Here is a 20,729-nt window from a genome sequence, read left to right as displayed (position 1 = left end):
CAAAGAAAATAAAGGATATTTCGTGCCACCCGGATTATTTAGGACTGGGGGAAAGATAGAAATTAATACGATAGCGTAGTAATGATTAGCTGTAAGATGAAGCAGTTTGTAACACTATGATCTACTTCATCTTACATGATAAAAAGGTTGATGAACTTATTATTTTTTTACTTCGGCAAGAAAGTCATCAGATTGTTTGATCACTTTTTGAAAAAGATTATCCAATGCCTTAATCTTTTTTTCCTCTTCTTTATAATAAGCAACTGCCTCGTCATTTGATTTTTTACCGGGTTCGACTTCAAACCCTTTCATCCAGGCATTCATTTTACTGTCTGCCTGATCTAATTCTGCCTTCAGTTGTTGTATTTTTTTGGAAGCTTGCATAGTATCCAGATTTGGCTTTATTTTAGCAAGGCTACCCAGGTTTGAAGATAGCGTATCCAGCTTCATTCTGTTTCTGATGGCCAATTCACTATCCATCATTACTTTATCATGAATTTTTAACACCTCATCCATCACATCCTTGTAGCTGCCGGAAGAACTACAGGATTGGATCAAAAAAGGAACAAATAGGAACAAAATGCTTTTTTTCATATTTACAAAGATTAGGGGTCAGGTATTAAGACGAATTTATTTAAACGCGTCTTTTTTATTCTCTTAAATCAAATTTCGGTTTTTATTTTTCGATAAATGCTTTCTTTTTAAACATATCTATGAATTGCTGCTGAATAGTTCTGCTAATTTGAATTTTCCTCATAAGTGTGGCCGCCATCAATCCTACAACGACGTCATTTGTCAGTGTCTTTAAGGTAAGGCTTTTTAATACTTTATTCGGATCAAGCGGAAGATCCATAACAGTAGCTGCACCGCCATCTATTTCTTTTCCGTTGAAAGTGAGTAGTGATTCTTCACCTGAAATGATCACTCCAGTTTTCAAATGCACCTTTATAGGGCATGGCTGTTTCAGTTTAAAGGCAAACCCATCTGTATAATAACCCTACTCTGTTGGCCACCAGGTTTGTGGATTCCGTATTGCAAGGGGGTATCGCTTGTTCCGTTGGTATAATCTACTACTATAATTCCGTTATTCATTTGACTTTGCATTGGATTTGTAGATCCTGTCATAAGTAACCAGAGGTATGTGGCTTTTCCGGAAAGAAGAATGCTCTGATCCTTTGGATATCAAATGTTCTACTATTGTTTCTCCACCAGGGATACTTATTTTAACCTCATTGGTTCCTATGATCAACTGTGCGGAAGGAATGCTTATCGAAAGTGACGTTTTGCCGGTCGGAATTGGAACTGTCGTTTGATAGCGATTTACACGAACTGTGACAAGTAGATCAGTATCGGTATTATTTTGCAAACGAAATTCCTTGCTGTTGACGTTCTTGCCTTTGAGTGTAACGCTTTGACGCTCAGCTCGATTAGAGGTTTACCTGCTGACGATGAAATATTGATCCATTTAGCCGGCTGACCATTTACGGTAATTACTTTTACCTGGCCCTGTGCAGCAGTGATTGTCTGCCCTTGAGTAAGCCATTTGCTGATACCGTTATTCAATACCTAATTTAAAATTACCTCCCATACCGGGCATATAAAGCGATTTCGGGCCTTTCTCCGGTCTCTATTCTAAAAGCGGTATGTGTTCCATAAAGGGCTCGTGTAAAAAGACGATTCCCGTTGATGATTAATAAATCCTTTTCCATCTGGTTTATAGCGGAGTTCACGTGGTTCATTCTTCCATAAACTGTCTGTTAATTTTATAATTTTTAATAGGGATGAACGTGTTATCAGGTTAACTTGGAAAGAAGACCTTATAATTATCCGGTCCTTTCTATGGGTACAAAGTAAGTTAATTATAAGGAAATTGTGCTTTGATCAAGGTATTTTTACAAAGCGGTTCCTGTAATTCTATACAAATATATTAGTTTTACCTTGAATTAACAGGGTTAATAATACAGTTATGAAAAAATCAAACCTTTATTATGTATTGATGGCTTTGCCATTATTAATAAGTTGTAATCAGAATCCGAAACAAACGGATAGTACTTCAGCTACAGTGAAGGACTCAATGATTAGCCGCCAATGTTATGTTGCTGTTGATGGAAAGGATACTGCCTTTTTAGATATTAAAGAGTTAAGCAGCGGTAAAATTGATGGAAGTTTAGTGATTAATTTCACAAAAAGTCCCAAGAATGAAGGTATAGTTCAGGGAAAGTATAGTGGTGATACCTTATTTGTTGATTATAGCTACGCCGTTGGGACAAATAAGGCAAATAAGTTTAAAAACCCTCTGGCATTTTTAAAGAAAGATAATCAATTGATTCTTGGTGTAGGTGCCATAGAAACATCATTAGGAAAATCGTACTTTGTTAAAGGTATACCTATAGACTTTGATAAGGGAAGATTCAAGTTTAATTTGGGGGAATGTAAAAAGGAATAACAGAACTATTTTGGTAATACTTCTTATTCCAGGTAATTGAATAATAAAAAGGCTTCAAGTTTTCCAGTTTGAAGCCTTTTTATCAAGAAGCAGAATAACGATAAACCAATACAACAAACGACAGTAACAGTAAATGCTTCAGGTAAGCTGGAAAAGCAGTTGAACATTCGACAAAATGATGTTTTTCTAATTACAATAAACAGTATCAAATTTTAGCATCTGCTGATATGCCGAAAAATCATTAAAAACAAACACTAGAAATGAATTTTAAAAACATACTGATCTTAAGTTTGGCTTTGGTAATCAACAGCTTTTGTTATGCGCAGGTGGAAAGCAGAAACTGGGAAAGGAAAAAATGCGCTGTTGTACTAACTTATGATGATGCGTTGAATGTACATTTGGACAAGGTTATAGGTTCAGCGCCTGTGTTAGCTGAAAGAATAAGCGAATGGCGCGCGGCCTCAAGCAAGGTCATGAATTAGGTAACCACTCCTTAAACTACCCTTGTGACGGCACATTGCCAGGAAGAGGCTTTGTTACTCAAGTAAATAATTTGTCACGATATTCGGTGGCCAGAGCTGTAAATGAGATCCGGGTAACCAATACATTGCTCAAAGCGATCGACGGCAAGTCAGAGCGAACATTTGCTTATCCTTGCGGCGACCTTATGATTGGAGATACCGTTTTTTACAATCTTTTAAAGAATGACTTTATTGCCGCAAGAGGTGTAGTACCCGGATATCCTCAAATAAAAGATATAGACCTTTCAAATGTGAATGCTTTTAGCCAGAACAACAGTACTGTAGCGCAAATGAAATTCCAGGTTGAAGAAGCCGAAAAGCCGGGTCATTGATTGTTTTCCTATTTCAAGGTGTTGGTAGCGAGCATTCATTTAATGTAAGCTTAGACGAGCACCGTTAATTACTTGACTATTTAAAGAAAAGAGAGAAAGATATTTGGGTAGCCCCAATGTTGGAAGTTGCTAATACATTTAAAAAACAACAAGGGCAATAGAAAATAGCTAAAAAGCCAAACTATTGTCCCAATCTTTCCAAACGGGTTCATATCCCTGTGCCCTTATGATCTGCGCTATTTCCTGAGGACTTCGCTCATCGCTAATTTCAAATTGTTCTAGTGATTCAGGCTCTACTGCGTAACCTCCCGGATTGGTTTTAGATCCTGCACTTATTGAAGTTATACCTAGCCTGATGATGTTATTTCTGAAAGCAGGAGATTCCCTGGTGGAAATGGAGAGTTCTACTTCTTCATTGAACAACCGGTACGCACAGATTAATTGCACTAGCTCACGATCGTTCATCGTCACTTTGGGTTCCAAACCACCGCTGAAGGGTCTTAGTCTTGGGAAAGAAAGACTGTATTTGCTTTGCCAATATTTCTTCTCCAGATAATCTAAGTGCATGGCTGTAAAAAATGAATCGGTACGCCAGTCTTCCAGCCCTATTAAAACACCCAGGCCCATTTTATGGATCCCAGCCCTTCCGAGTCGATCCGGTGTCTCCAAGCGATATTCAAAATTAGACTTCTTCCCTTTGGGATGGTGTTTCTTGTAATCCTCCTGATGATATGTCTCTTGATAAACCAATACTGTATTTAACCCATACGGAGTAAGCTGTTGATAATCTTCCGTATCGAGTGGTTGCACTTCCATAGCGATATTAGCGAAATACGGACGAATCAAATCAAGTACTTTTTTAAAATAGTCTACATGAACGGTTTGATTCGCTTCTCCGGTAACCAAAAGAATATGATCATACCCCATTTTCTTGATTACAGCTACTTCCTGCATAATTTCCATGTTAGAGAGGGTTTTACGTCTGACTTTATTATCGTAACTAAAACCACAATAGGTACAAATATTGTTGCATTCATTGGAGAGGTAAAGGGGCACATACAACTGTACTACTTTGCCAAAACGTTTCTGGGTTAACTGCTGACTAATGGTTGCCATTTGTTCCAGATAAGCAGTTGCCGCGGGAGAGATAAGCGCTTTGAAGTCTTCCAATGTACGTTTTTGCGTAGACAGGGCTCTTTCGACATCCTGACTAGTTTTAGCATAAATGCTACTCTTCGTTTCTTCCCAGTCGAAGGTTTTGAAAATAGTTGTAAAGTTATTCATCTAAAAAGGAGGTTAAGGGACTACTTGCAACGGCATAATTTACCGGACTGGCGAGTCTGGCTTCAAAAGCCATTCTTCCAGACTCTACGGCTAATTTAAATGCCTGAGCCATTAATACCGGATTTTGGGAAACAGCAATAGCCGTGTTCACCAGCACAGCATCAGCACCAATCTCCATTGCCCAAGCGGCATCAGATGGAGAGCCGATACCAGCATCAACAATAACTGGAACATGGCTTTGACTGATAATAATTTCAAGGAAGTCGATTGTCTTCAAGCCTTTGTTACTACCGATTGGAGAGCCTAAAGGCATCACTGCAGCGGTTCCTGCATCCTCCAGCCTTTTACAAAGAACAGGATCGGCATGAATATAGGGCAATACAATAAAGCCCATTTTAGACAATTCTTCTGTTGCTTTTAACGTTTCAATCGGATCGGGCATTAAGTATTTGGGATCTGGATGAATCTCTAGTTTAATCCAATTTGTTTCCAATGCTTCTCTTGCCAGTTGAGCGGCAAAGACAGCTTCCTTGGCATTGCGTACTCCTGAAGTATTGGGTAACAAGTGGATATGAGGGTATTTTAGCCGGACAACAAAATCATCCTGATCCTGTTTCTTTACGTCCACACGTTTGAGTGCCACTGTCACCAGTTCAGAGCCAGAGGCTAGGAAAGCTTCCTCCATCACTGCGGCAGAGCTAAATTTACCAGTTCCGGTAAACAGGCGGGAATTGAAGGTTCTTTCAGCTATTTTCAACATCGATTCTTTTGATTGCATAAACTTGTTTAATGATTTGTTTCCTGTTTTCAGAGAAAGTAATGGCTCCAGATAGAGCTACGCCATGAACGCCTGTTTTCCCGATTTCCTGAAGATCATCGGCTACTATACCACCAATTGCGATCACAGGAATACTAATTTGGGCTTCATTCATTTGTTTCAAGATACCGGTATACCCATGCAGACCTAATATGGGGCTTAGTTTCTCTTTGGTTGTTGTGAATCGAAATGGGCCTAACCCAATGTAATCAACACCCTCTGTCATGCGTTGTTGAACCTGTTGAAAAGTGTTGGCCGTTCCTCCAATGAGCATATCTTTACCTACAACCTTACGTGCCAGAGTTACCGGCATGTCTTCTAAACCCAGATGAACACCATCGGCACCGATACTTAGCGCTATTTCAGGGTGATCATTTATGATTAATTTTGCTCCATGAAACTTGCAGAGCTTTAGCGCTGCTATTGCGCATTGTCTAATTTCTTCAGGAGACTGGTTTTTAATCCGGAGTTGGATCCATTTGCAACCTGCCTCCAAAGCTATTTTAATGGCTGTTAGATGAGATCCATCAGCAGCAGGCTGCGATATATACTGTAGTTGGTCAATTTTCATTGTTTAAAATAATTGATTAATGAGTTGAAATTTTCTATGGCATGTTTAGGGTCATTCCATATCGTGCCAATGAATGCTGCACCATCAAAATTCATATCACGGATCGCTGTTATATTCAATCGAGTGATACCGCCTAAAGCAATTATTTTTAAGCTGCCAGAATGTTCGAGTTTGAAATTTTCAGCAAGCACACCTTGATAACCTGGTTTCGAGAGACTGTTAAATACTGGACCATAAAAAGCATACTCGAAATGAGTTAAGCTTTTGACAATACTAAGTTCATGGATCGAGGTACTTAATATATAACCTTGTTCCCGATACATTTCTAGCATTTCAGTGCCGGTATCTTGGCGAGCCTGCTCGGTGAAATGAAGTCTTTTTATTCCTAATTCGGTTGCCAGTTCATGATATTGATGCAGAGCAATTCGTGGATAATACATTGGGTTAATTTGCTTTAAAAAATCCCTAAGCTTGTTTATATCACCATGAGGTTTCCGAAGATGAAAGCATTTCAAACCTAATTCGAACAAGGCGTTAATGGTTTTTGCTTCAGCAGCCAGTTCGGTCGGGTTTGAAATTACAATCAGCTTCATGTTTATAAATAGATTTGGCTACCCTTCTGCAAAAATTCTTTGGACTTCTCTTCCATGCCTTTTGAAAGTGCATCATTATCAGCCATACCCTGTTCCTTCGCATATTCACGTACATCCTGGGTAATTTTCATTGAGCAAAAGTTAGGACCACACATCGAGCAGAAGTGGGCTATTTTAGCGCCATCCGCAGGAAGTGTTTCATCATGAAATTCTCTGGCCGTATCGGGATCGAGGGATAGATTAAACTGGTCTTCCCATCTAAATTCGAATCTGGCTTTACTTAGGGCATTATCGCGATACTGTGCTCCAGGATGCCCTTTAGCCAGATCAGCTGCATGTGCTGCAATTTTATAAGTTATTACTCCATCTTTAACGTCCTTCTTATTTGGAAGGCCTAAATGTTCTTTGGGCGTAACATAGCAAAGCATCGCCGTGCCAAACCAGCCAATCATTGCTGCACCGATTGCAGAAGTAATGTGATCATATCCAGGTGCAATATCAGTAGTTAGCGGACCTAAAGTATAAAATGGCGCTTCGCCACAATGCGCTAATTGCTTATCCATATTTTCCTTTATCAGTGCATCGGAATATGTCCGGGGCCCTCAATGATGGTTTGAATATCATGTTTCCAGGCAATTTTAGTAAGTTCTCCTAATGTTTCAAGCTCTCCGAACTGAGCGGCATCATTGGCATCAGCAATACAGCCTGGTCTTAAGCCATCGCCTAAAGAAAAGGCAACATCGTATGTTTTCATGATCTCACAGATCTCTTCAAAGTGTGTATACAGAAAGTTTTCTTTGTGATGTGCAAGACACCATTTCGCCATAATTGAGCCCCCACGGGATACAATTCCTGTAATGCGTTTGGCGGTAAGTGGAACATATCTCAAAAGAACTCCGGCATGTATGGTAAAGTAGTCAACTCCTTGCTCGGCCTGTTCAATTAAGGTATCCCGGAAGAGCTCCCAGGTTAAGTCTTCTGCTTTTCCGTTCACTTTTTCTAGTGCCTGATAGATAGGCACTGTGCCAATAGGAACTGGTGAGTTTCGAATGATCCATTCCCTTGTTTCATGGATATTTTTGCCTGTTGACAAATCCATAATCGTATCGGCTCCCCAGCGGCAGGCCCATACTGTCTTTTCAACTTCTTCTTCAATACTGGATGTGACCGCTGAGTTTCCAATATTGGCATTAATTTTCACTAGGAAGTTACGCCCAATAATCATAGGCTCAAGCTCAGGGTGGTTGATGTTGCATGGAATGACTGCTCTGCCTGCAGCTACCTCTTGTCTCACAAATTCTGGGGTAATCATTCCTTTCGGGGTATTGGCTCCGAAACTTTGCCCCTGATGCTGTTGAGCCATCACTTCATATTGATCATTCAATTGTTCTTTTAACAAATCGATCTGCTGATTCTCACGAATGGCGATATATTCCATCTCTGGAGTAATAATCCCTTTTCTTGCATAATGCATTTGTGATACATTTCTTTCTGGCTTTGCTTTATATGGCTTTCCAATATGCGTAAACCTCAAGACATCTAATTCAGGATCATTTGCCCTTTGATTTCCGTAATTAGATGAAATCTTTTCAAGCTGATCGACATCATTGCGTTCAACGATCCAAGACTCCCGCAATCTGGAGATGCCTTGTTTTACATCAATATGAATGTCTGGATCTGTATAAGGACCACTTGTATCATAAAGAGTAACGGCCGCGTTAGGCTCTGTTTCACCAAACCTTCCATGCAACTGGGTATCGCTTAAGATAACCTCACGCATGGAAACTTTGATATCATGTAACGTTCCTTGAACATATACCTTCCGGGAGGCCGGGAATGGTGATCTGCTGATCGTTTCCTTTGTTGGAGTTTTTTCGTTTTTCATAAATTGATTTAATTATCCGCCTTGGGTTGCTTTAATGATCATAATATGGTCTCCAGATTTCAGGAAGTGGGATTCCCAATTGTTTTTGGATATAATTTCCTGATTAATAGCGACAGCTATACCGCTACATTGAGCTTGCATAACAACGCTAATTATTTGCTCTAAGGAGCAAACATCAGATACAGAATACGTTTTTTGATTTACGGTAATGTCCATTTGCCAGAATTTCTAACGATAGGAATGCACCCGTATTAAGGAAGGAAAAACAACCTTTGGAAGTTGTTTCACTTTTCCCTTCGGCAGTACTAACTGCATCAGGTTCAAAGGGTATTTCTCAGCGTAACGCACCCCTAAAGTTTTACTAAGGTATATAAATTAGCAATCAGATCACAATTATCTTTAATTTTTGTGCGTTAATACCTATTCGTTTCTTTTTTGGGTTGAGAATTCTCTTGGTAATATGCTATTGATAGGAGTGATATATTCGGATGGTTTGTCGAATCGTAAATGATTCCTACTCTAACGAAGTTGGTTAATCCGTAGATAGTCTTTAAGAATTCAACTATTTAGACTTTTTGTTCAAATAAATAAAAATAAGATTTTGACTTAAACACAAGAGCCTGCAATCGGATGATTGCAGGCTCTTAACTGTCTTTGATATAAGTATCGTACCAGCGGAGAGGGAGGGATTCAATATTTATTATATTGGATGATTACGATTGACTGCCATTGATTGCAATGTAGTGTTAATATACTAATCCCCCACTCTCCGCAGATATTCGTATCAAACTTTATCAAAAGCCTGAAATTCACACAATTGCAGGCTTTTTTGTTTTACGAAAACAGGCAAAATATTCAAAAATTAGCAGTATAAAGTGGAGTAAATCGAGAGTAAAGACACTCAGGCAAAAAGACTCCACCTAAACAATGTAAAATTTTGATTATCACCCTATTCATTCATTAAACATCTTGATTTTGGTTAGCTGTAAGAGTATTTTTTTTTAACTTATAAAGCTAAAGTCATGAGTAATTTGATTCAATTGTATTTCCATCTTAAAATTTCTAAAAATCACACCAGCGGTCCCATCCCTATTTACGCAAGAATTTCTGTCAAGGGAAAGCGCACAGAAATTTCCTTAAATCGCAAGTGCGAAGCAGAAAGATTGTGCAGAAAATCGGAACGAATTAATGGAAATCGCGAAGCAGTAAGAAATCTGAATAAGTTTATTGAGCCGTTCCAGATCAAAGTTTATGATGCGTAAGAGTATCTGCAAAGAAATTCGGAGGAAGTCACTATAGAAGCCGTCCCCGATCATATTCTTAGGAAAGAAAGAATCTACAAGAACAATTCTTGATGTTTTTGAAGATCAAAACAAAAAAGTAGAGGCTTTAGTAGGAAAGGAATTTGCGGAAGGAACATTGGAGCGCTACAAGACATCTCTAAAAGACACCAGAGAATTTCTTAACTGGAAATACAAGGTCAGCGATCTTGATATCAGAAAAATTGACCACGAGTTTGTAACTGAATACGAATTCTATTTACGTACTGTTCGAAACTGTGCAAACAATTCAGCAGTTAAATACATCAAAAACTTTGGGAAGATTGTAAGAATTTGTTTATCCAACGGTTGGATAACGGTTAACCCAATGGTAAACTTTTATCTGCCGAGGAATTGGAAGTGCTGGCAACAAAAGAATTTTCAATTGACAGGATTGCCCAAGTGAGAGATATATTTTTTTTTCTTGTTATACAGGTTTGGCTTATGTGGATGTTAAGAAACTAAAAGCAAGCGAAATTGTGAAAGGCGTAGATGGTGAGCTGTGGATTTTTACAAAACGGCAGAAAACTGATATCGCATCGCGAATCCCACTATTGCCTCCGGCGTTGAAAGTGATTGAAAAATATAAAGATCATCCGAAATGTATAATAGATGACACGTTGCTTCCAGTATTAAGCAAACAAAAGATGAACGCTTATTTAAAGGAGATAGCCGATTTCTGCGGTATACAGAAAGAGCTGACCTATCATATCGCCCGCCATACATTCGCTACCACGGTTACGCAAATGAATAAAGTGCCAATCGAAACTGTTTCGAAAATGCTAGGACATACCAACATAAAAATGACTCAACATTATGCGAAGATATTGGATTTTAAAATTGGGGAGGATATGGCTCATTTAAGGAAGAAATTTTCATGATGTAATTTATGCTTGTGAGCGCAAAACATAAATGAGAAGGAATGGCGAGATGTCGTTCCTTTTTTATCTTAACTTTTTAAAACTTGAAAATATCATTTAAATTTGTTCACCTCTTTATAAACCTGTACAAGGTTGCAACTTAAAAAATTTTATTACATATATTACCGTGCTATTTTTTAGACTAAAAATCTAACCCGATATTTTTATCTCATTTTTAGACCTTCTATTAATTATCAATGCAGCTACTCCAATGAGTACCCCAATCAGCAAAGTAACGTCTAAAGCATTACCCGATACAAAAGCTAAAACAATGAAAATCACCGAGATTATCCCCATAGTTCTTGCCAACACTTTTAGTCCAAACGCATTTTGTGATTCGCTACTCTCACTTGGTTCTTCTTCTCCTTCACTCTCAACAGATCCGACAGTTGCATCCAGTTGTCGTTTATAACGAGTATAGTCAACAGCTATCTTATTTTTAGACCTTGCCCAAAGCTCATAACTTATCAAGAGTATCAATGGAATAACTGCCCCAGCTAACATTTCTTCTGTTCTACTAAGTGATTCACCCGTGTTCAACGGATAAAAGAACTTAAAATATACATTTATGGAGAGACCCAGCACCGTACACCAAAGAATGGATTTACCCGTGTGGCGCTTTGAGAAGAGTGCCCATATTGGAGGTCCGTAAAGTGAACATCCAGTTACTGCCCCAACACTCAATACTATCTCAACAATGCCCCCTGCCAAAGGAACTAGCAAAGCCACTAAAATAGTAAGTACACCAAAAATCGTGGTGGCCAGTTTAGCAATGAACATCAGTTTTTTTGGTTTTGTTTCGGGCTTTACAGACTTGTACAAATCGTTGGTAAAAACTGCAGCTGCCAAATTCAAGGTTGTGTTTACAGAACTACCTGTGGCGAACAGCATCCCGCCCAACATTAAGCCGATCATGCCCTTGGGTAACACTTCCTTGCACATCATCAGATAAGCACCTTCGTTTTGCAAGCCCGACAAATTGGGGTTCAAAACTCGATAAATCATCGGTGGCAACATCCAAATGAAAGGACTAATTAGGTAGAGTCCCGCAAAAAGATAGCCTACCTTACTAGCCGCCTTTGGCGTATCAACACTTGTATAACGTTGAACATAAGCCCAATTTCCACCAATAAATATTCCGTTATATATCCCAAAAGCCAATAAAAATAGCCACGAATACTCTTTATTTACCGGAGAAAAGAAGCTTTCAGGAACACTTGCCAAAAACTGGTCAACTCCACCCACTCTGTCGAAAGCTAATGGCACAACAATGATTACTGCAGCGGTCAGCACAACAAACTGTAAAACGTCCGTAATCATTACCGCCCACAGTCCACCTACCACGGTATAAATAATAATGAGAACACCCAGGACGATCACACATGCCTCTATTGAGAAACCCGTGGAGACGTTAATAATTTTAGCTACGGGATAAAGAAAAGCACCAGTGTAAGCCAGGGATATCAACAATATCAAATAGCTATAAAATTTTTGGATCTTTATTCCTAACCTTTTGGAAACAAATTCCGCCGCTGTTAATGAATGTGATTTTTGCCATGCTGGAGCGATGTACAAGCCGACTACTAATCCGGCAACACACATAGTTAGCTGGATAGCAACAGCGACAAAACCATATTGATAGGCCAATGAACCCCAAACTACAAAAGTACCAGCCGAAAAAAAACTCATAAACAGGGAAAGAGAACTGATTTGCCAAGGCACTGCACCGCCAGCAGCAAAATAAGATTTCATGTTACTTCCGCTTTTACCGAAAGACAGTCCTGCTACAATTATTACAATTGTAAAAACAAGCATTATTACGTAATCGAGTATACTCATTGTAGTTCTTTATTTAACTATAGCAACGAACAGCAAACAATGCGGCTGGGACATTGCTAGAAGGATGTTCGATAGTAATAGTAAGTGCCTTTGTTGTTATCTTTTGTTCTAAGTTGATGTTATTTATGCTTTGATAGTTCCCTTTTTTGGAATAAACAGTATTTCCGTTATCATCTAAAATCTCATAATTTCTCACGCAAAATGGCATTACATCTTCTGGATGCCCCATCAATACGCTTTCCATTGGGTGATCGTAATCGGTATCAAAGAATAGATCAATTTTACTAATTTCTTTTGGTTCGTCCCAACTGATTTTCACTTGAGGAATTTTGTCATCTGCTGCCGCAACCCAGGCATTTGGCGCAAGTGTAGGACGAAACACTCCTACCTTAAGATTATCTTTACCGAATTTATTTATCGGCGGATTCAGTTTCATAGCAATATTTTGCCCTTCTGGTCGACGTTGAGGACACCAAAACTCAAAAGATTCCATACCTATATCTTCTGGCGGGGTTTGCTTGCCAAAATTCGAAACTGCTTTATTTATCGAATTATAGACTGAAAGTATTCCTGTAACACGCTGATTAGAAAAATGTAACTTGACCTCTGGATTTTTGTGAAATATAATAAATCCGTAAGCGGTGTCTTTACTTTCGACGGAAAATGAAATACTTAGACAGTTTCGTCCAGGTTTTATAACGAGAGTTTGCGTTTCCAAACTTAGATCTGGCGTGTAGTTGCCTAACTTTCCGCTGATGCGCAGTTCTACCTCAAGTGTGGTATCTATTTCGGATTCTACATGGAAAACAATTTGTGGTACTTTTCCCCCTTCGTTTAAAGGAAGCATCTGCGCTACAGAAAGATCGAGTGGTTTGTAAAAAGCTGACGTAAGTTCCGCTAATTGATATTCACTTGACACTGATAGTTTTGCAGTTTGCACTAAATCAGAACTCTCCTGTAAATCAAAATCTGGAATATGCTGACCACTTTTCAATAATTCAGTTTGTAAACTTTGAATAAATTCTTTTGCTAAAAGTCCTCTTAGCTGAATTTTATTTTCTTTTGCAACATAAGCCGCCATACCAATCGCTTGGCCAATATGTGCCGCAGTAGCCATTACTCTAGTAGACGCAAATGCCACGTGGGTTGCGCTAATGATTCTTCCTCCTAAAAATAGGTTTTTTATGTTTTTACTGTACAAACAGCGATATGGAATTTGGTAGATTCCTTTTCCATGCCATTGGTTGCAACCGGGTTTCTCACTAAAAACTCCATCCGCCGGATGAAGATCAATAGACCAACCACCGAAAGCCACTGCATCTTCAAAAGTTTTCTGCTCAACAATATCTTGTTGGCGAAGCATATAATCTCCTTCAAATCTTCGGCTTTCTCTTTTACCGGGAATAGTGCCTACCCATTCTAAAGTCATTGTTTCAGCTTCAGGGTAATCTCCAGAGTTCTTGATATAATCCCAAGCACCATAAACTACCTTCCATAGTTCCCACTTGATCTTCTCGGTATCATGAACGGTATCCATTCGACCTCCATACTCTAACCACCATAGCTTGCATCCATGCTCCTTAGAGTTGAAACTTTTAAATCTTGGAATCTCTTTAGATACATTTATAGCAAAGCTAGGAGCCGCGAATTTCACTGGTTTTCCAGTATCCTTTGTGTAAAAGTATAAGCTATGTCCCAATAGTTCACCATATTCATCCGTTGGCGCAAATTTCTCGCCAAATTCCTCTTTACTCTCAGCGCCCATTCTAAATGCTGCTCCCGAAAGAAAAGCGACTATACCATCGCCCGATGCATCACAGAAAAGTGATGATTTAACTGTATACATGGTAGAGTTTTGGCTACAGAATGCTTTTACTGAGGATATAGTATCAGGATCTGACTTCTCCACTTCATAAACTGCTGTATTCAACAATAAAGTAATATTAGGTTCTGATATCACTTTGTCCAATAGTATCGTATCAAATATTAAAGGATTTCCCTCTTTATTATTGTAAGTGTTTTCTACTAGTATTTCATTAATTACCCCGCCTTCTCTGCTCCAGCGGTTATTATTACCCATGTGAGATGTCGCTCCCAAAATCCACAACCTAACTTCGCTGGAAGCGTTTCCACCTAGCACTGGCCTATCTTGTAATAAAACTACTTTCACTCCTTTACGAGCTGCTGTTATTGCAGTGCATACGCCAGACATGCCTCCGCCGATAACTGTTAGTTCAATATCAAAATTTTCTGTCCTTAATTCCCTTCTTGGTGTAAATGTTTCTTGTGTCATCAATCTCTTTCAATCTTATTCGTAAAACGCAATATTGGTTTGGTTTGGTTTGGTTAATAATGCAATAATAAGAATTTAAATTAACTCCGCCAATTATATCTAGGTTAAAAGGAGTTTTAATACTGAGTTAAGGTTCAACCAAATATTGTCTTTAAATATTTTAACGATAAGTAGTTATGACGCATACGACTTTTTACACTTTTCCCTGATTAAAGCTGGCTGAACTGTTAAAAATGACAGAAACAGATTTCACAATTTCATTGCTTCTACCATTAAAATTTTCTCACGTATTTAAAGAGTAATTCATCTGCAATAATCTTGACTACGTTCATATTTCATTGAATCTTGATATCGCAAATCACTTTACATTTCAAAAGAAATGATAGTTTAAAACTAAAGAATACTTGACTATCAGACCACTGTTTTTATCGCATAAAACCCTAATATTCTTATCTCTTGATAGTTGCAGTTCTAGCCATACTAGCTCCCTTTGCATTGGAATATGGCAGTGGATATGTCAATGTTTCCTTTTGCTGTCCATTGTATGTGATATAAACATTTAAAGTAGTCTCACTTTGATTGGGATCAGAAGCAGTAACTTTAATTGGATTAACATTACAATTTATCAATAAAATGCATGGTTTATCAACCGTCAAAGATAGTGTTGGATCAATTTTAATTGTTCCAGCTTCATAAAAAACAGCTCCTGTTTGATGCAGTTTTTTATGTGTAACAGCTTGTAATGAGCTGGTGTTAGATAATGTTTCTATCGGCATATTATCTGCATAATCAGTTGTTTCCTTCGAAGTGAAATTAGGTAAAACAACATATTCATACGAAGAGTCGGTTGGCTCCTTTCCATGATCTAACCAAAGTTTAAAAATATCAACCTTTTCTTTTGAATTAGCCTGCCCTCGATTAATGTCATACCAATTGCCGCTTTGGGAATTAGTTTTCATTTTAACAGTGGTATTAGCTCTGAATACATAACCAGTATTATCATGATATATTGATTTAACATCGTTATAAGTACTTTCTTGTTTCGGAACAGCGTTTTCGTTTACCAAAACATCGCCTTTTAGGTAGGATTGATTAAGGGTAGTGGTGGTTGGAGCTTTGGAATAGGACGAACTAATACCTGCACCAAGGCAAATCATTTCATTATTAAATAAAAAGTTGGCCTTTTGAGCAGTAATATCTGCTATAATTCCTGTAGGATCTATTACTACACTCAGATCCATCCCTGTCACCCCATAGATTCCATCAGACACACCCCCTACAAAAGTGGTTTTTTGGGTATTATTAGTGGTTTTTCCTTCAGGAAATGGCACCAAAACTGATGGATTTGTAACTCCAGGGATTTTTGTCCAATCCCATGCACCAAAAATATTGAAGTATTCTTTACCTGTGCGCATAATTGTTGTGGCACCGAAGGGAAGCCAATTTGCTAACAGATTTTCGCTGTTCATTGCTTCTGTTCCACGGGTTCTCTTAGAAGTCATTTTTACACCGATATATAAATTTGGTGCTCTATGTGTCATGAAATCAGCTCTAAAAAAATATTTATTTCCAAGAACGCTTGGTGTGGCTCCTGTTTCATCACTTATGTGATCAAGTAATTTTTGATATTGAATACTCCCAGCAGTATCTACGAGTTGCATTCTAGGTAATACCATTTTTAAATAACCAGTAGATCCGTTATTCTTTCTCGAAATATTACGACCTGTTACGCTAAAATCATAAGAGCCACCTTGTATCATCCACTGATCTCCTTTTAACAACAAATTACTCAGTGTGGCAACCTGTGCTACTGAAAAGCCAACCAAACTAACCCCGCGGGTTAAATACATATAATAACTAATTTCTTTAATTAGCTCATTACCGTAACCAGAATTATAAAGCTGTAAACCATGAACTAGGTATGAATTATCTCGTTGTACACCTTCTGTATTAACAGATTTTACAGCCAGTTGCATGGACATATTATCAATACCTTGCTGTAATGGTACAATGTCTTTTCTTATGATACCATTATGTACTAAATTACGAGCCAACCATACCGCATTAGTGAGTTTCCCCTTATTGGTGGTTGCATAATTATCTGGTAAGATAAGATACTTTTTACATCCAAATTCTAATACATCCGTCCAATCTGGTGCAGTTGAAAAATCATTTTTAACTAAAATTAAAATTTTCGATAATCTTGACTGTATAGCAATATCGTTATCAAACCAGTTATCCGAAAAAGGTTGCTTTTTACGATTATACCAAAAAAGAAGACCTCGCTTTATTTGATTTTTTAAAACGGTACTACCATAAAGTATCTGACCAGGTTTCTTAAAAGCCATTGCCATATTCAACAAGTTATCCCAGTGAACTAAAGGCTCCCATCCTCCTACAAATGTGTGTGAATCATAATCAATAGTAGACCAGCTACCGTCAGCCTGCTGGGTATCCATATAAGATTGAATTGCTGTTAAACTATTCATTGGAGTATTTGTTATGTACTCTTCAAATAACCTTTGATAAAGGACGTCAAAGTCATCAGCTTTTGCTAAACTGTTAGACATTAATCCAACTAGTAACATTAATAAGATTCTTTTCATTTGGTCTATTTGGTTGTTGGGGTTTAAATAATCAGGTTAGTATTTATTGATAAATTATGTTCATTCACTACAAAAGCACTAAATAATTAAATATTATAAGTTGGTTTGGTTTGGTCTGATTAAAAACAAATAAACTAAATAATTTATTCAAAAGCAAATTTAATCGCTATTGTATTTTGTATAATAAACATCCATTAAATATCCTAATTTCTCATCATGCAAAACCGATCTAATTAGCGGATCAATAGCGCAGTAATTTATTCTATAATTATTCTCTTTGCTGCTTTTTTAACTTGTTTTTCAACTACAACTATTCCTACTCCTTTAAAATTATTATCAAGTGTAATTGTGTTTTCTGAACCGGCTTTGTTTATTGAATACAGGATACGTCCCGTAATATCAAAAAAAAACTTTAATATTAGCACCAGTTAACGAATCATTTAACTTTACATTGAATTTGCCAGATGAAGGGTTGGGATAAATTATTACTCCATCCGAATCGCGATCAACGCTTTGAAATTTCAATATGTTTACCGTGGGATCATAGGGCAAGTTGGTAGTGTCCATTAAATTATTGTTGTATTTTAATACTGATAAATTATTAAAACTACAGGTATTATCATAGAATCCCAAGCCTACAAAACCACTTGTTAACGTATTATCTGTTAATTGTGATACGAGCTCACCATTCAAGAAAATTTTATTAACATCACCTATCTTTTGCAATTCCAGATTGTTCCACACATCCGGTATCAACGTAACTGTAACATTAGCCAACTGAGCCGATTTAAAACCATTTACAACCTTAAATATTCCGGATTTTCCAGCAGTATTACTTTCGTTAATGTTAACATAATAATAACTGTTAGCGGGGTTCTGCTGATTCCAAACCAAACAAAGGACATCCAGGTTTGAACTTGTGCCCATAACTTTAGCTCTTAAAGTCCTTATAAAATCACCCGTATTTGGAGTATTATTCACATTAATATTAGCAGGAGTTGAAAAAGCATTTGATGTTGGATTGCTTAGTGCGAGTTCTCCACCAACTAAAGACCACACTCCCCCAGCTACTGCTGTCATATTGGTTGTGTTATCAAAACGCTCGTCGACTAAGCGGGTTGTTGCAGCAGTTTTTGTCATGCTAGTACCTATCGCATTTGAATAAGGAAGTGGAAATGTTAAAATTTCACTTTTTAGCCCACTATAACTTATAATTACATTTAAAGTAGTTTCAGTTTGGTTGGGATCAGAAGCCGTAACCTTAATTGGATTGGCTCCCCAATTTATCAAAAGAATACATGGCTTATCAACAGCGACTTTTAAAGTTTCATTAATATCAACTGTACCCGCAAGATATAAAATCGCCCCTGTTTGTTTCAGTGTTTTATGACTTACAGCTTGTAAAGAAGAAGTGTTTGATACTGTTTCCACCGGCATGTTAGTAGCATAGATACTGGTTTCGCTAGAAGTGAAATTTGGAAGAACCGCATATTTATAGGTTGCATTTGACGGAGCATTTCCATGATCTAACCACAACTTAAAAACATCTGCAGTTACAGTTTCATTAGTTTGAGCTTGCTTAATAGTATACCAATTTCCGCTTTGGAAATTTGTTTTCATCTTAGCAGTGGTATTACTTCTAAAAACATACCCTGTACCTTCATGATATATCCATCGAACATCATTATAAGTGTTATCCCTCGGAGGAACTGTTGCACCATTTACCAATACAGAGCCTTTTAGATAAGATTGATTGAGCGTTGTGGTTGTTGGCGCCAATGAGTAGGACGATGTTATACCTGCACCCAGACAAATCATTTCCTTATTAAATAAAAAATTAGCTTTACGAGCAGCTATAACAACTGGTAATCCGTTTACTTGAGTTGCTTTATTAAAGTCCATAGTAGTAACTCCAAAATTCCCGTCAGACACACCACCTACAAAAGGTCGTTGCTTGAGTGTTATTGATGGTTGTATCCGTAGGCCAAATCACTTTAACAGCCGGATTGGTAACTCCTGGAATCTTTGTCCAGTCCCAAACTCCAAAAATATTATAATACTCGTCTCCGGTACGTATAATTGCAGTTGCGCCAAAAGGAAGCCAGTTTGGAAGTAAATTCTCATTGTTTAATGATTCTGTTCCCCGAGTTCGACTTGAACACATTTTTACACCAATATAAAGCCCCGGAGTTCTATGAGCCATAAAATCTGCTCTATAATATATATATATTACCAACCACGCAAGGCGTTGTCCCTGTTGGATCAATTACATTATTTAACATAGCTTGATACTGGGCGCTTTTAGCAGGATTTATTAGTTTCATGGTATCTAAAAGACCAGTTAAATAACTCGTACTTCCATTATTTTCCCTTGATATATTACGGCCCATAACTCCAAAGTCATAAGCTTTACCTTGCACCATCCACTGATCGCCTTTTAAAATTAAATCACTTAAAGTAGCGATTTGTGCGAGAGTAAAACTCACCAAAGTAAGACCTCGGATAAGGTTCATATAATAGCTAACTTCCTTTATCAGTTCATTGCCGTAACCAGAATTGTACAATTGCAAGCCATGAGTCAAAAATGAATTATCTCGTTGTACCCCTTCTGTATTTATTGACTTAATAGCAAGCTGTATAGCCATGTTATTAATACCCTCTTGTAGTTTAGCTTGATCTTTTTTTATACCGCCGTTATGCACTAAATTACGAGCTATCCAAACAGCATTGGTTAGTTTACTTTTGTTTGTAGTATTATAATCGCTGGGTAAAACAAGGTATTTATCGCATCCGTCCACTATAACATCTTTCCAATCGGGCTCAGTTAAAAAATCATTTTTAATAAGGATTAAAATTTTGAGTAACCTCTCCTGCATTCCGATGTCATTATCAAACCAGTTATTTGACAAAGGTTGGTTTGTACGATTATTACAAATACAGAAGACCGAGTTTTATTCTACTTTTAATATACTATCTCCAAAAGATGAATTGCCTGGCTTTTTAAACGCCAATGCCATCTGTAACAATCTATCCCAGTAAACTAAAGGTTCCCATCCTCCTATAAAAATTTGCGAATCATAATTTATAGTGGACCAACTCCCATCAGACTGTTGTGTATTTATATATCCTTGTATGGTAGATTGGTTAGTTACCCATGTTGTGAGGTATTCTGCAAACAATCTTTCATAAAGGGTATCAAAGTCATCAGCTTTTGCAAAAAAGCTAGAGAGCAATCCGAAAAATAAAACAAATAGCGTTTTTTTCATTCTAGCTTTTTTAATTATTATGATTAAATGTTTGCTT

The 20,729-nt window shown here is 37.6% G+C and carries 24 protein-coding genes, 1 pseudogene and 1 riboswitch; of the genes and pseudogenes, 6 read left to right on the top strand and 19 right to left on the bottom strand.

Annotation, left to right across the window (positions count from 1 at the left end; all coding sequences use genetic code 11):
• Positions 1-159: 159 nt before the first annotated feature.
• The 6 genes from ADIARSV_RS12505 to ADIARSV_RS22885 form a co-directional block, all read right to left on the bottom strand.
• Positions 160-594: a hypothetical protein gene (locus ADIARSV_RS12505; RefSeq protein WP_016195911.1), complete on the bottom strand. Its 435-nt coding sequence runs from the start codon at positions 592-594 to the stop codon at positions 160-162.
• A gap of 82 nt (positions 595-676) precedes the next feature.
• Positions 677-943 (bottom strand): hypothetical protein, encoded by a 267-nt coding sequence (locus tag ADIARSV_RS12500; RefSeq protein WP_040299987.1) that lies wholly within the window; start codon positions 941-943, stop codon positions 677-679.
• A 20-nt stretch (positions 944-963) separates the two neighbouring features.
• On the bottom strand, positions 964-1,092 hold the full coding sequence (locus tag ADIARSV_RS22890) for a hypothetical protein (protein WP_262482243.1): 129 nt from the start codon (positions 1,090-1,092) through the stop codon (positions 964-966).
• Positions 1,085-1,366 carry a hypothetical protein gene (locus tag ADIARSV_RS21540; protein ID WP_152439869.1) on the bottom strand — a complete coding sequence of 94 codons (282 nt, stop codon included), beginning with the start codon at positions 1,364-1,366 and terminating at the stop codon, positions 1,085-1,087. Before ADIARSV_RS21540 ends, ADIARSV_RS22890 begins: the two co-directional genes overlap by 8 nt.
• Positions 1,321-1,563: a hypothetical protein gene (locus ADIARSV_RS21535; protein WP_016195907.1), complete on the bottom strand. Its 243-nt coding sequence runs from the start codon at positions 1,561-1,563 to the stop codon at positions 1,321-1,323. The genes ADIARSV_RS21540 and ADIARSV_RS21535 overlap by 46 nt, the downstream gene beginning before the upstream one ends.
• Before the next feature lie 14 nt (positions 1,564-1,577).
• Positions 1,578-1,709, bottom strand: coding sequence for a hypothetical protein (locus ADIARSV_RS22885; RefSeq protein ID WP_016195906.1), 132 nt, complete (start codon positions 1,707-1,709; stop codon positions 1,578-1,580).
• Between the two features lie 257 nt (positions 1,710-1,966).
• On the opposite strand from ADIARSV_RS22885, the gene ADIARSV_RS12495 reads away from it, so the two are divergent.
• The 3 genes from ADIARSV_RS12495 to ADIARSV_RS22175 all read left to right on the top strand — a co-directional run bounded on the left by ADIARSV_RS12495 (position 1,967) and on the right by ADIARSV_RS22175 (position 3,299).
• Entirely contained in the window at positions 1,967-2,446 is a 480-nt protein-coding gene (locus tag ADIARSV_RS12495) for a hypothetical protein (RefSeq protein WP_016195905.1), read from the top strand.
• 260 nt (positions 2,447-2,706) lie between these two features.
• A complete protein-coding gene (locus ADIARSV_RS22180; RefSeq protein ID WP_016195903.1) occupies positions 2,707-2,928 on the top strand; it encodes a hypothetical protein in 222 nt (73 codons plus the stop codon).
• The gene (locus tag ADIARSV_RS22175; RefSeq protein WP_200864751.1) at positions 2,895-3,299 is read left to right on the top strand and encodes a polysaccharide deacetylase family protein; all 405 of its coding nucleotides are present in this window, start codon (positions 2,895-2,897) and stop codon (positions 3,297-3,299) included. The genes ADIARSV_RS22180 and ADIARSV_RS22175 overlap by 34 nt, the downstream gene beginning before the upstream one ends.
• 168 nt (positions 3,300-3,467) lie before the next feature.
• Here ADIARSV_RS22175 and thiH read toward each other — a convergent pair whose 3' ends face one another.
• The 6 genes and pseudogenes from thiH to thiS all read right to left on the bottom strand — a co-directional run bounded on the left by thiH (position 3,468) and on the right by thiS (position 8,665).
• The gene (gene thiH, locus ADIARSV_RS12485; RefSeq protein WP_016195901.1) at positions 3,468-4,583 is read right to left on the bottom strand and encodes a 2-iminoacetate synthase ThiH; all 1,116 of its coding nucleotides are present in this window, start codon (positions 4,581-4,583) and stop codon (positions 3,468-3,470) included.
• Entirely contained in the window at positions 4,576-5,361 is a 786-nt protein-coding gene (locus ADIARSV_RS12480) for a thiazole synthase (protein ID WP_016195900.1), read from the bottom strand. The genes thiH and ADIARSV_RS12480 overlap by 8 nt, the downstream gene beginning before the upstream one ends.
• Entirely contained in the window at positions 5,327-5,971 is a 645-nt protein-coding gene (locus ADIARSV_RS12475) for a thiamine phosphate synthase (RefSeq protein WP_016195899.1), read from the bottom strand. Before ADIARSV_RS12475 ends, ADIARSV_RS12480 begins: the two co-directional genes overlap by 35 nt.
• Positions 5,968-6,564 (bottom strand): thiamine phosphate synthase, encoded by a 597-nt coding sequence (locus tag ADIARSV_RS12470; protein ID WP_016195898.1) that lies wholly within the window; start codon positions 6,562-6,564, stop codon positions 5,968-5,970. Before ADIARSV_RS12470 ends, ADIARSV_RS12475 begins: the two co-directional genes overlap by 4 nt.
• A 2-nt stretch (positions 6,565-6,566) precedes the next feature.
• Positions 6,567-8,449, bottom strand: a pseudogene (thiC, locus tag ADIARSV_RS12465) (phosphomethylpyrimidine synthase ThiC).
• Positions 8,450-8,461: 12 nt separating this feature from the next.
• Positions 8,462-8,665, bottom strand: coding sequence for a sulfur carrier protein ThiS (gene thiS / locus ADIARSV_RS12460; protein ID WP_040299983.1), 204 nt, complete (start codon positions 8,663-8,665; stop codon positions 8,462-8,464).
• A 58-nt stretch (positions 8,666-8,723) separates the two neighbouring features.
• A riboswitch (TPP riboswitch) is annotated at positions 8,724-8,811 on the bottom strand.
• A 660-nt stretch (positions 8,812-9,471) separates the two neighbouring features.
• Here thiS and ADIARSV_RS23060 point away from each other — a divergent pair.
• Genes ADIARSV_RS23060 through ADIARSV_RS23050 form a run of 3 tightly spaced genes read left to right on the top strand, consistent with a single transcriptional unit; the run spans position 9,472 to position 10,649 of the window.
• Entirely contained in the window at positions 9,472-9,711 is a 240-nt protein-coding gene (locus tag ADIARSV_RS23060; protein WP_083936578.1) for an Arm DNA-binding domain-containing protein, read from the top strand.
• Between the two features lie 49 nt (positions 9,712-9,760).
• The gene (locus ADIARSV_RS23055) at positions 9,761-10,174 is read left to right on the top strand and encodes a phage integrase SAM-like domain-containing protein (protein ID WP_083936577.1); all 414 of its coding nucleotides are present in this window, start codon (positions 9,761-9,763) and stop codon (positions 10,172-10,174) included.
• A 40-nt stretch (positions 10,175-10,214) separates the two neighbouring features.
• Positions 10,215-10,649 carry a site-specific integrase gene (locus ADIARSV_RS23050; RefSeq protein WP_316929512.1) on the top strand — a complete coding sequence of 145 codons (435 nt, stop codon included), beginning with the start codon at positions 10,215-10,217 and terminating at the stop codon, positions 10,647-10,649.
• 189 nt (positions 10,650-10,838) lie between these two features.
• Here ADIARSV_RS23050 and ADIARSV_RS12450 read toward each other — a convergent pair whose 3' ends face one another.
• From ADIARSV_RS12450 to ADIARSV_RS12420, 7 genes are all read right to left on the bottom strand, one after another.
• Positions 10,839-12,527 (bottom strand): sodium:solute symporter family protein, encoded by a 1,689-nt coding sequence (locus tag ADIARSV_RS12450; protein ID WP_016195893.1) that lies wholly within the window; start codon positions 12,525-12,527, stop codon positions 10,839-10,841.
• 13 nt (positions 12,528-12,540) lie between these two features.
• A complete protein-coding gene (locus ADIARSV_RS12445; RefSeq protein WP_016195892.1) occupies positions 12,541-14,820 on the bottom strand; it encodes an FAD-dependent oxidoreductase in 2,280 nt (759 codons plus the stop codon).
• A 449-nt stretch (positions 14,821-15,269) separates the two neighbouring features.
• Positions 15,270-17,426: a polysaccharide lyase family 8 super-sandwich domain-containing protein gene (locus ADIARSV_RS12440; protein ID WP_040299981.1), complete on the bottom strand. Its 2,157-nt coding sequence runs from the start codon at positions 17,424-17,426 to the stop codon at positions 15,270-15,272.
• A gap of 399 nt (positions 17,427-17,825) precedes the next feature.
• The gene (locus ADIARSV_RS12435) at positions 17,826-19,358 is read right to left on the bottom strand and encodes a polysaccharide lyase family 8 super-sandwich domain-containing protein (RefSeq protein WP_016195889.1); all 1,533 of its coding nucleotides are present in this window, start codon (positions 19,356-19,358) and stop codon (positions 17,826-17,828) included.
• On the bottom strand, positions 19,351-19,629 hold the full coding sequence (locus tag ADIARSV_RS22880) for a polysaccharide lyase family 8 super-sandwich domain-containing protein (RefSeq protein WP_152439868.1): 279 nt from the start codon (positions 19,627-19,629) through the stop codon (positions 19,351-19,353). Before ADIARSV_RS22880 ends, ADIARSV_RS12435 begins: the two co-directional genes overlap by 8 nt.
• A 10-nt stretch (positions 19,630-19,639) precedes the next feature.
• Positions 19,640-20,335 carry a hypothetical protein gene (locus ADIARSV_RS12425; RefSeq protein WP_152439867.1) on the bottom strand — a complete coding sequence of 232 codons (696 nt, stop codon included), beginning with the start codon at positions 20,333-20,335 and terminating at the stop codon, positions 19,640-19,642.
• A gap of 42 nt (positions 20,336-20,377) precedes the next feature.
• Positions 20,378-20,692 carry a hypothetical protein gene (locus tag ADIARSV_RS12420; RefSeq protein WP_016195886.1) on the bottom strand — a complete coding sequence of 105 codons (315 nt, stop codon included), beginning with the start codon at positions 20,690-20,692 and terminating at the stop codon, positions 20,378-20,380.
• Positions 20,693-20,729: the final 37 nt, after the last annotated feature.

This window comes from Arcticibacter svalbardensis MN12-7, from assembly GCF_000403135.1.
Lineage (GTDB): Bacteria > Bacteroidota > Bacteroidia > Sphingobacteriales > Sphingobacteriaceae > Arcticibacter > Arcticibacter svalbardensis.
The sequence above is the reverse complement of the archived record's forward strand: the minus strand, read 5'-3'. Positions and strand labels throughout refer to the sequence as shown.

Bases quoted from the DNA above. Each gene is read 5' to 3' on its own strand.
- ADIARSV_RS12480 (WP_016195900.1), bottom strand. From the start codon at position 5,361: ATGCAATCAAAAGAATCGATGTTGAAAATAGCTGAAAGAACCTTCAAT.
- ADIARSV_RS12450 (WP_016195893.1), bottom strand. From the start codon at position 12,527: ATGAGTATACTCGATTACGTAATAATGCTTGTTTTTACAATTGTAATA.
- ADIARSV_RS12440 (WP_040299981.1), bottom strand. From the start codon at position 17,426: ATGAAAAGAATCTTATTAATGTTACTAGTTGGATTAATGTCTAACAGT.
- ADIARSV_RS22180 (WP_016195903.1), top strand. From the start codon at position 2,707: ATGAATTTTAAAAACATACTGATCTTAAGTTTGGCTTTGGTAATCAAC.
- thiS (WP_040299983.1), bottom strand. From the start codon at position 8,665: ATGGACATTACCGTAAATCAAAAAACGTATTCTGTATCTGATGTTTGC.
- ADIARSV_RS12495 (WP_016195905.1), top strand. From the start codon at position 1,967: ATGAAAAAATCAAACCTTTATTATGTATTGATGGCTTTGCCATTATTA.
- ADIARSV_RS22880 (WP_152439868.1), bottom strand. From the start codon at position 19,629: ATGGCTCATAGAACTCCGGGGCTTTATATTGGTGTAAAAATGTGTTCA.
- ADIARSV_RS12420 (WP_016195886.1), bottom strand. From the start codon at position 20,692: ATGAAAAAAACGCTATTTGTTTTATTTTTCGGATTGCTCTCTAGCTTT.
- ADIARSV_RS22885 (WP_016195906.1), bottom strand. From the start codon at position 1,709: ATGGAAAAGGATTTATTAATCATCAACGGGAATCGTCTTTTTACACGA.
- ADIARSV_RS22890 (WP_262482243.1), bottom strand. From the start codon at position 1,092: ATGAATAACGGAATTATAGTAGTAGATTATACCAACGGAACAAGCGAT.
- ADIARSV_RS12505 (WP_016195911.1), bottom strand. From the start codon at position 594: ATGAAAAAAAGCATTTTGTTCCTATTTGTTCCTTTTTTGATCCAATCC.
- ADIARSV_RS22175 (WP_200864751.1), top strand. From the start codon at position 2,895: ATGGCGCGCGGCCTCAAGCAAGGTCATGAATTAGGTAACCACTCCTTA.
- ADIARSV_RS12445 (WP_016195892.1), bottom strand. From the start codon at position 14,820: ATGACACAAGAAACATTTACACCAAGAAGGGAATTAAGGACAGAAAAT.
- ADIARSV_RS12470 (WP_016195898.1), bottom strand. From the start codon at position 6,564: ATGAAGCTGATTGTAATTTCAAACCCGACCGAACTGGCTGCTGAAGCA.
- thiH (WP_016195901.1), bottom strand. From the start codon at position 4,583: ATGAATAACTTTACAACTATTTTCAAAACCTTCGACTGGGAAGAAACG.
- ADIARSV_RS23060 (WP_083936578.1), top strand. From the start codon at position 9,472: ATGAGTAATTTGATTCAATTGTATTTCCATCTTAAAATTTCTAAAAAT.
- ADIARSV_RS12475 (WP_016195899.1), bottom strand. From the start codon at position 5,971: ATGAAAATTGACCAACTACAGTATATATCGCAGCCTGCTGCTGATGGA.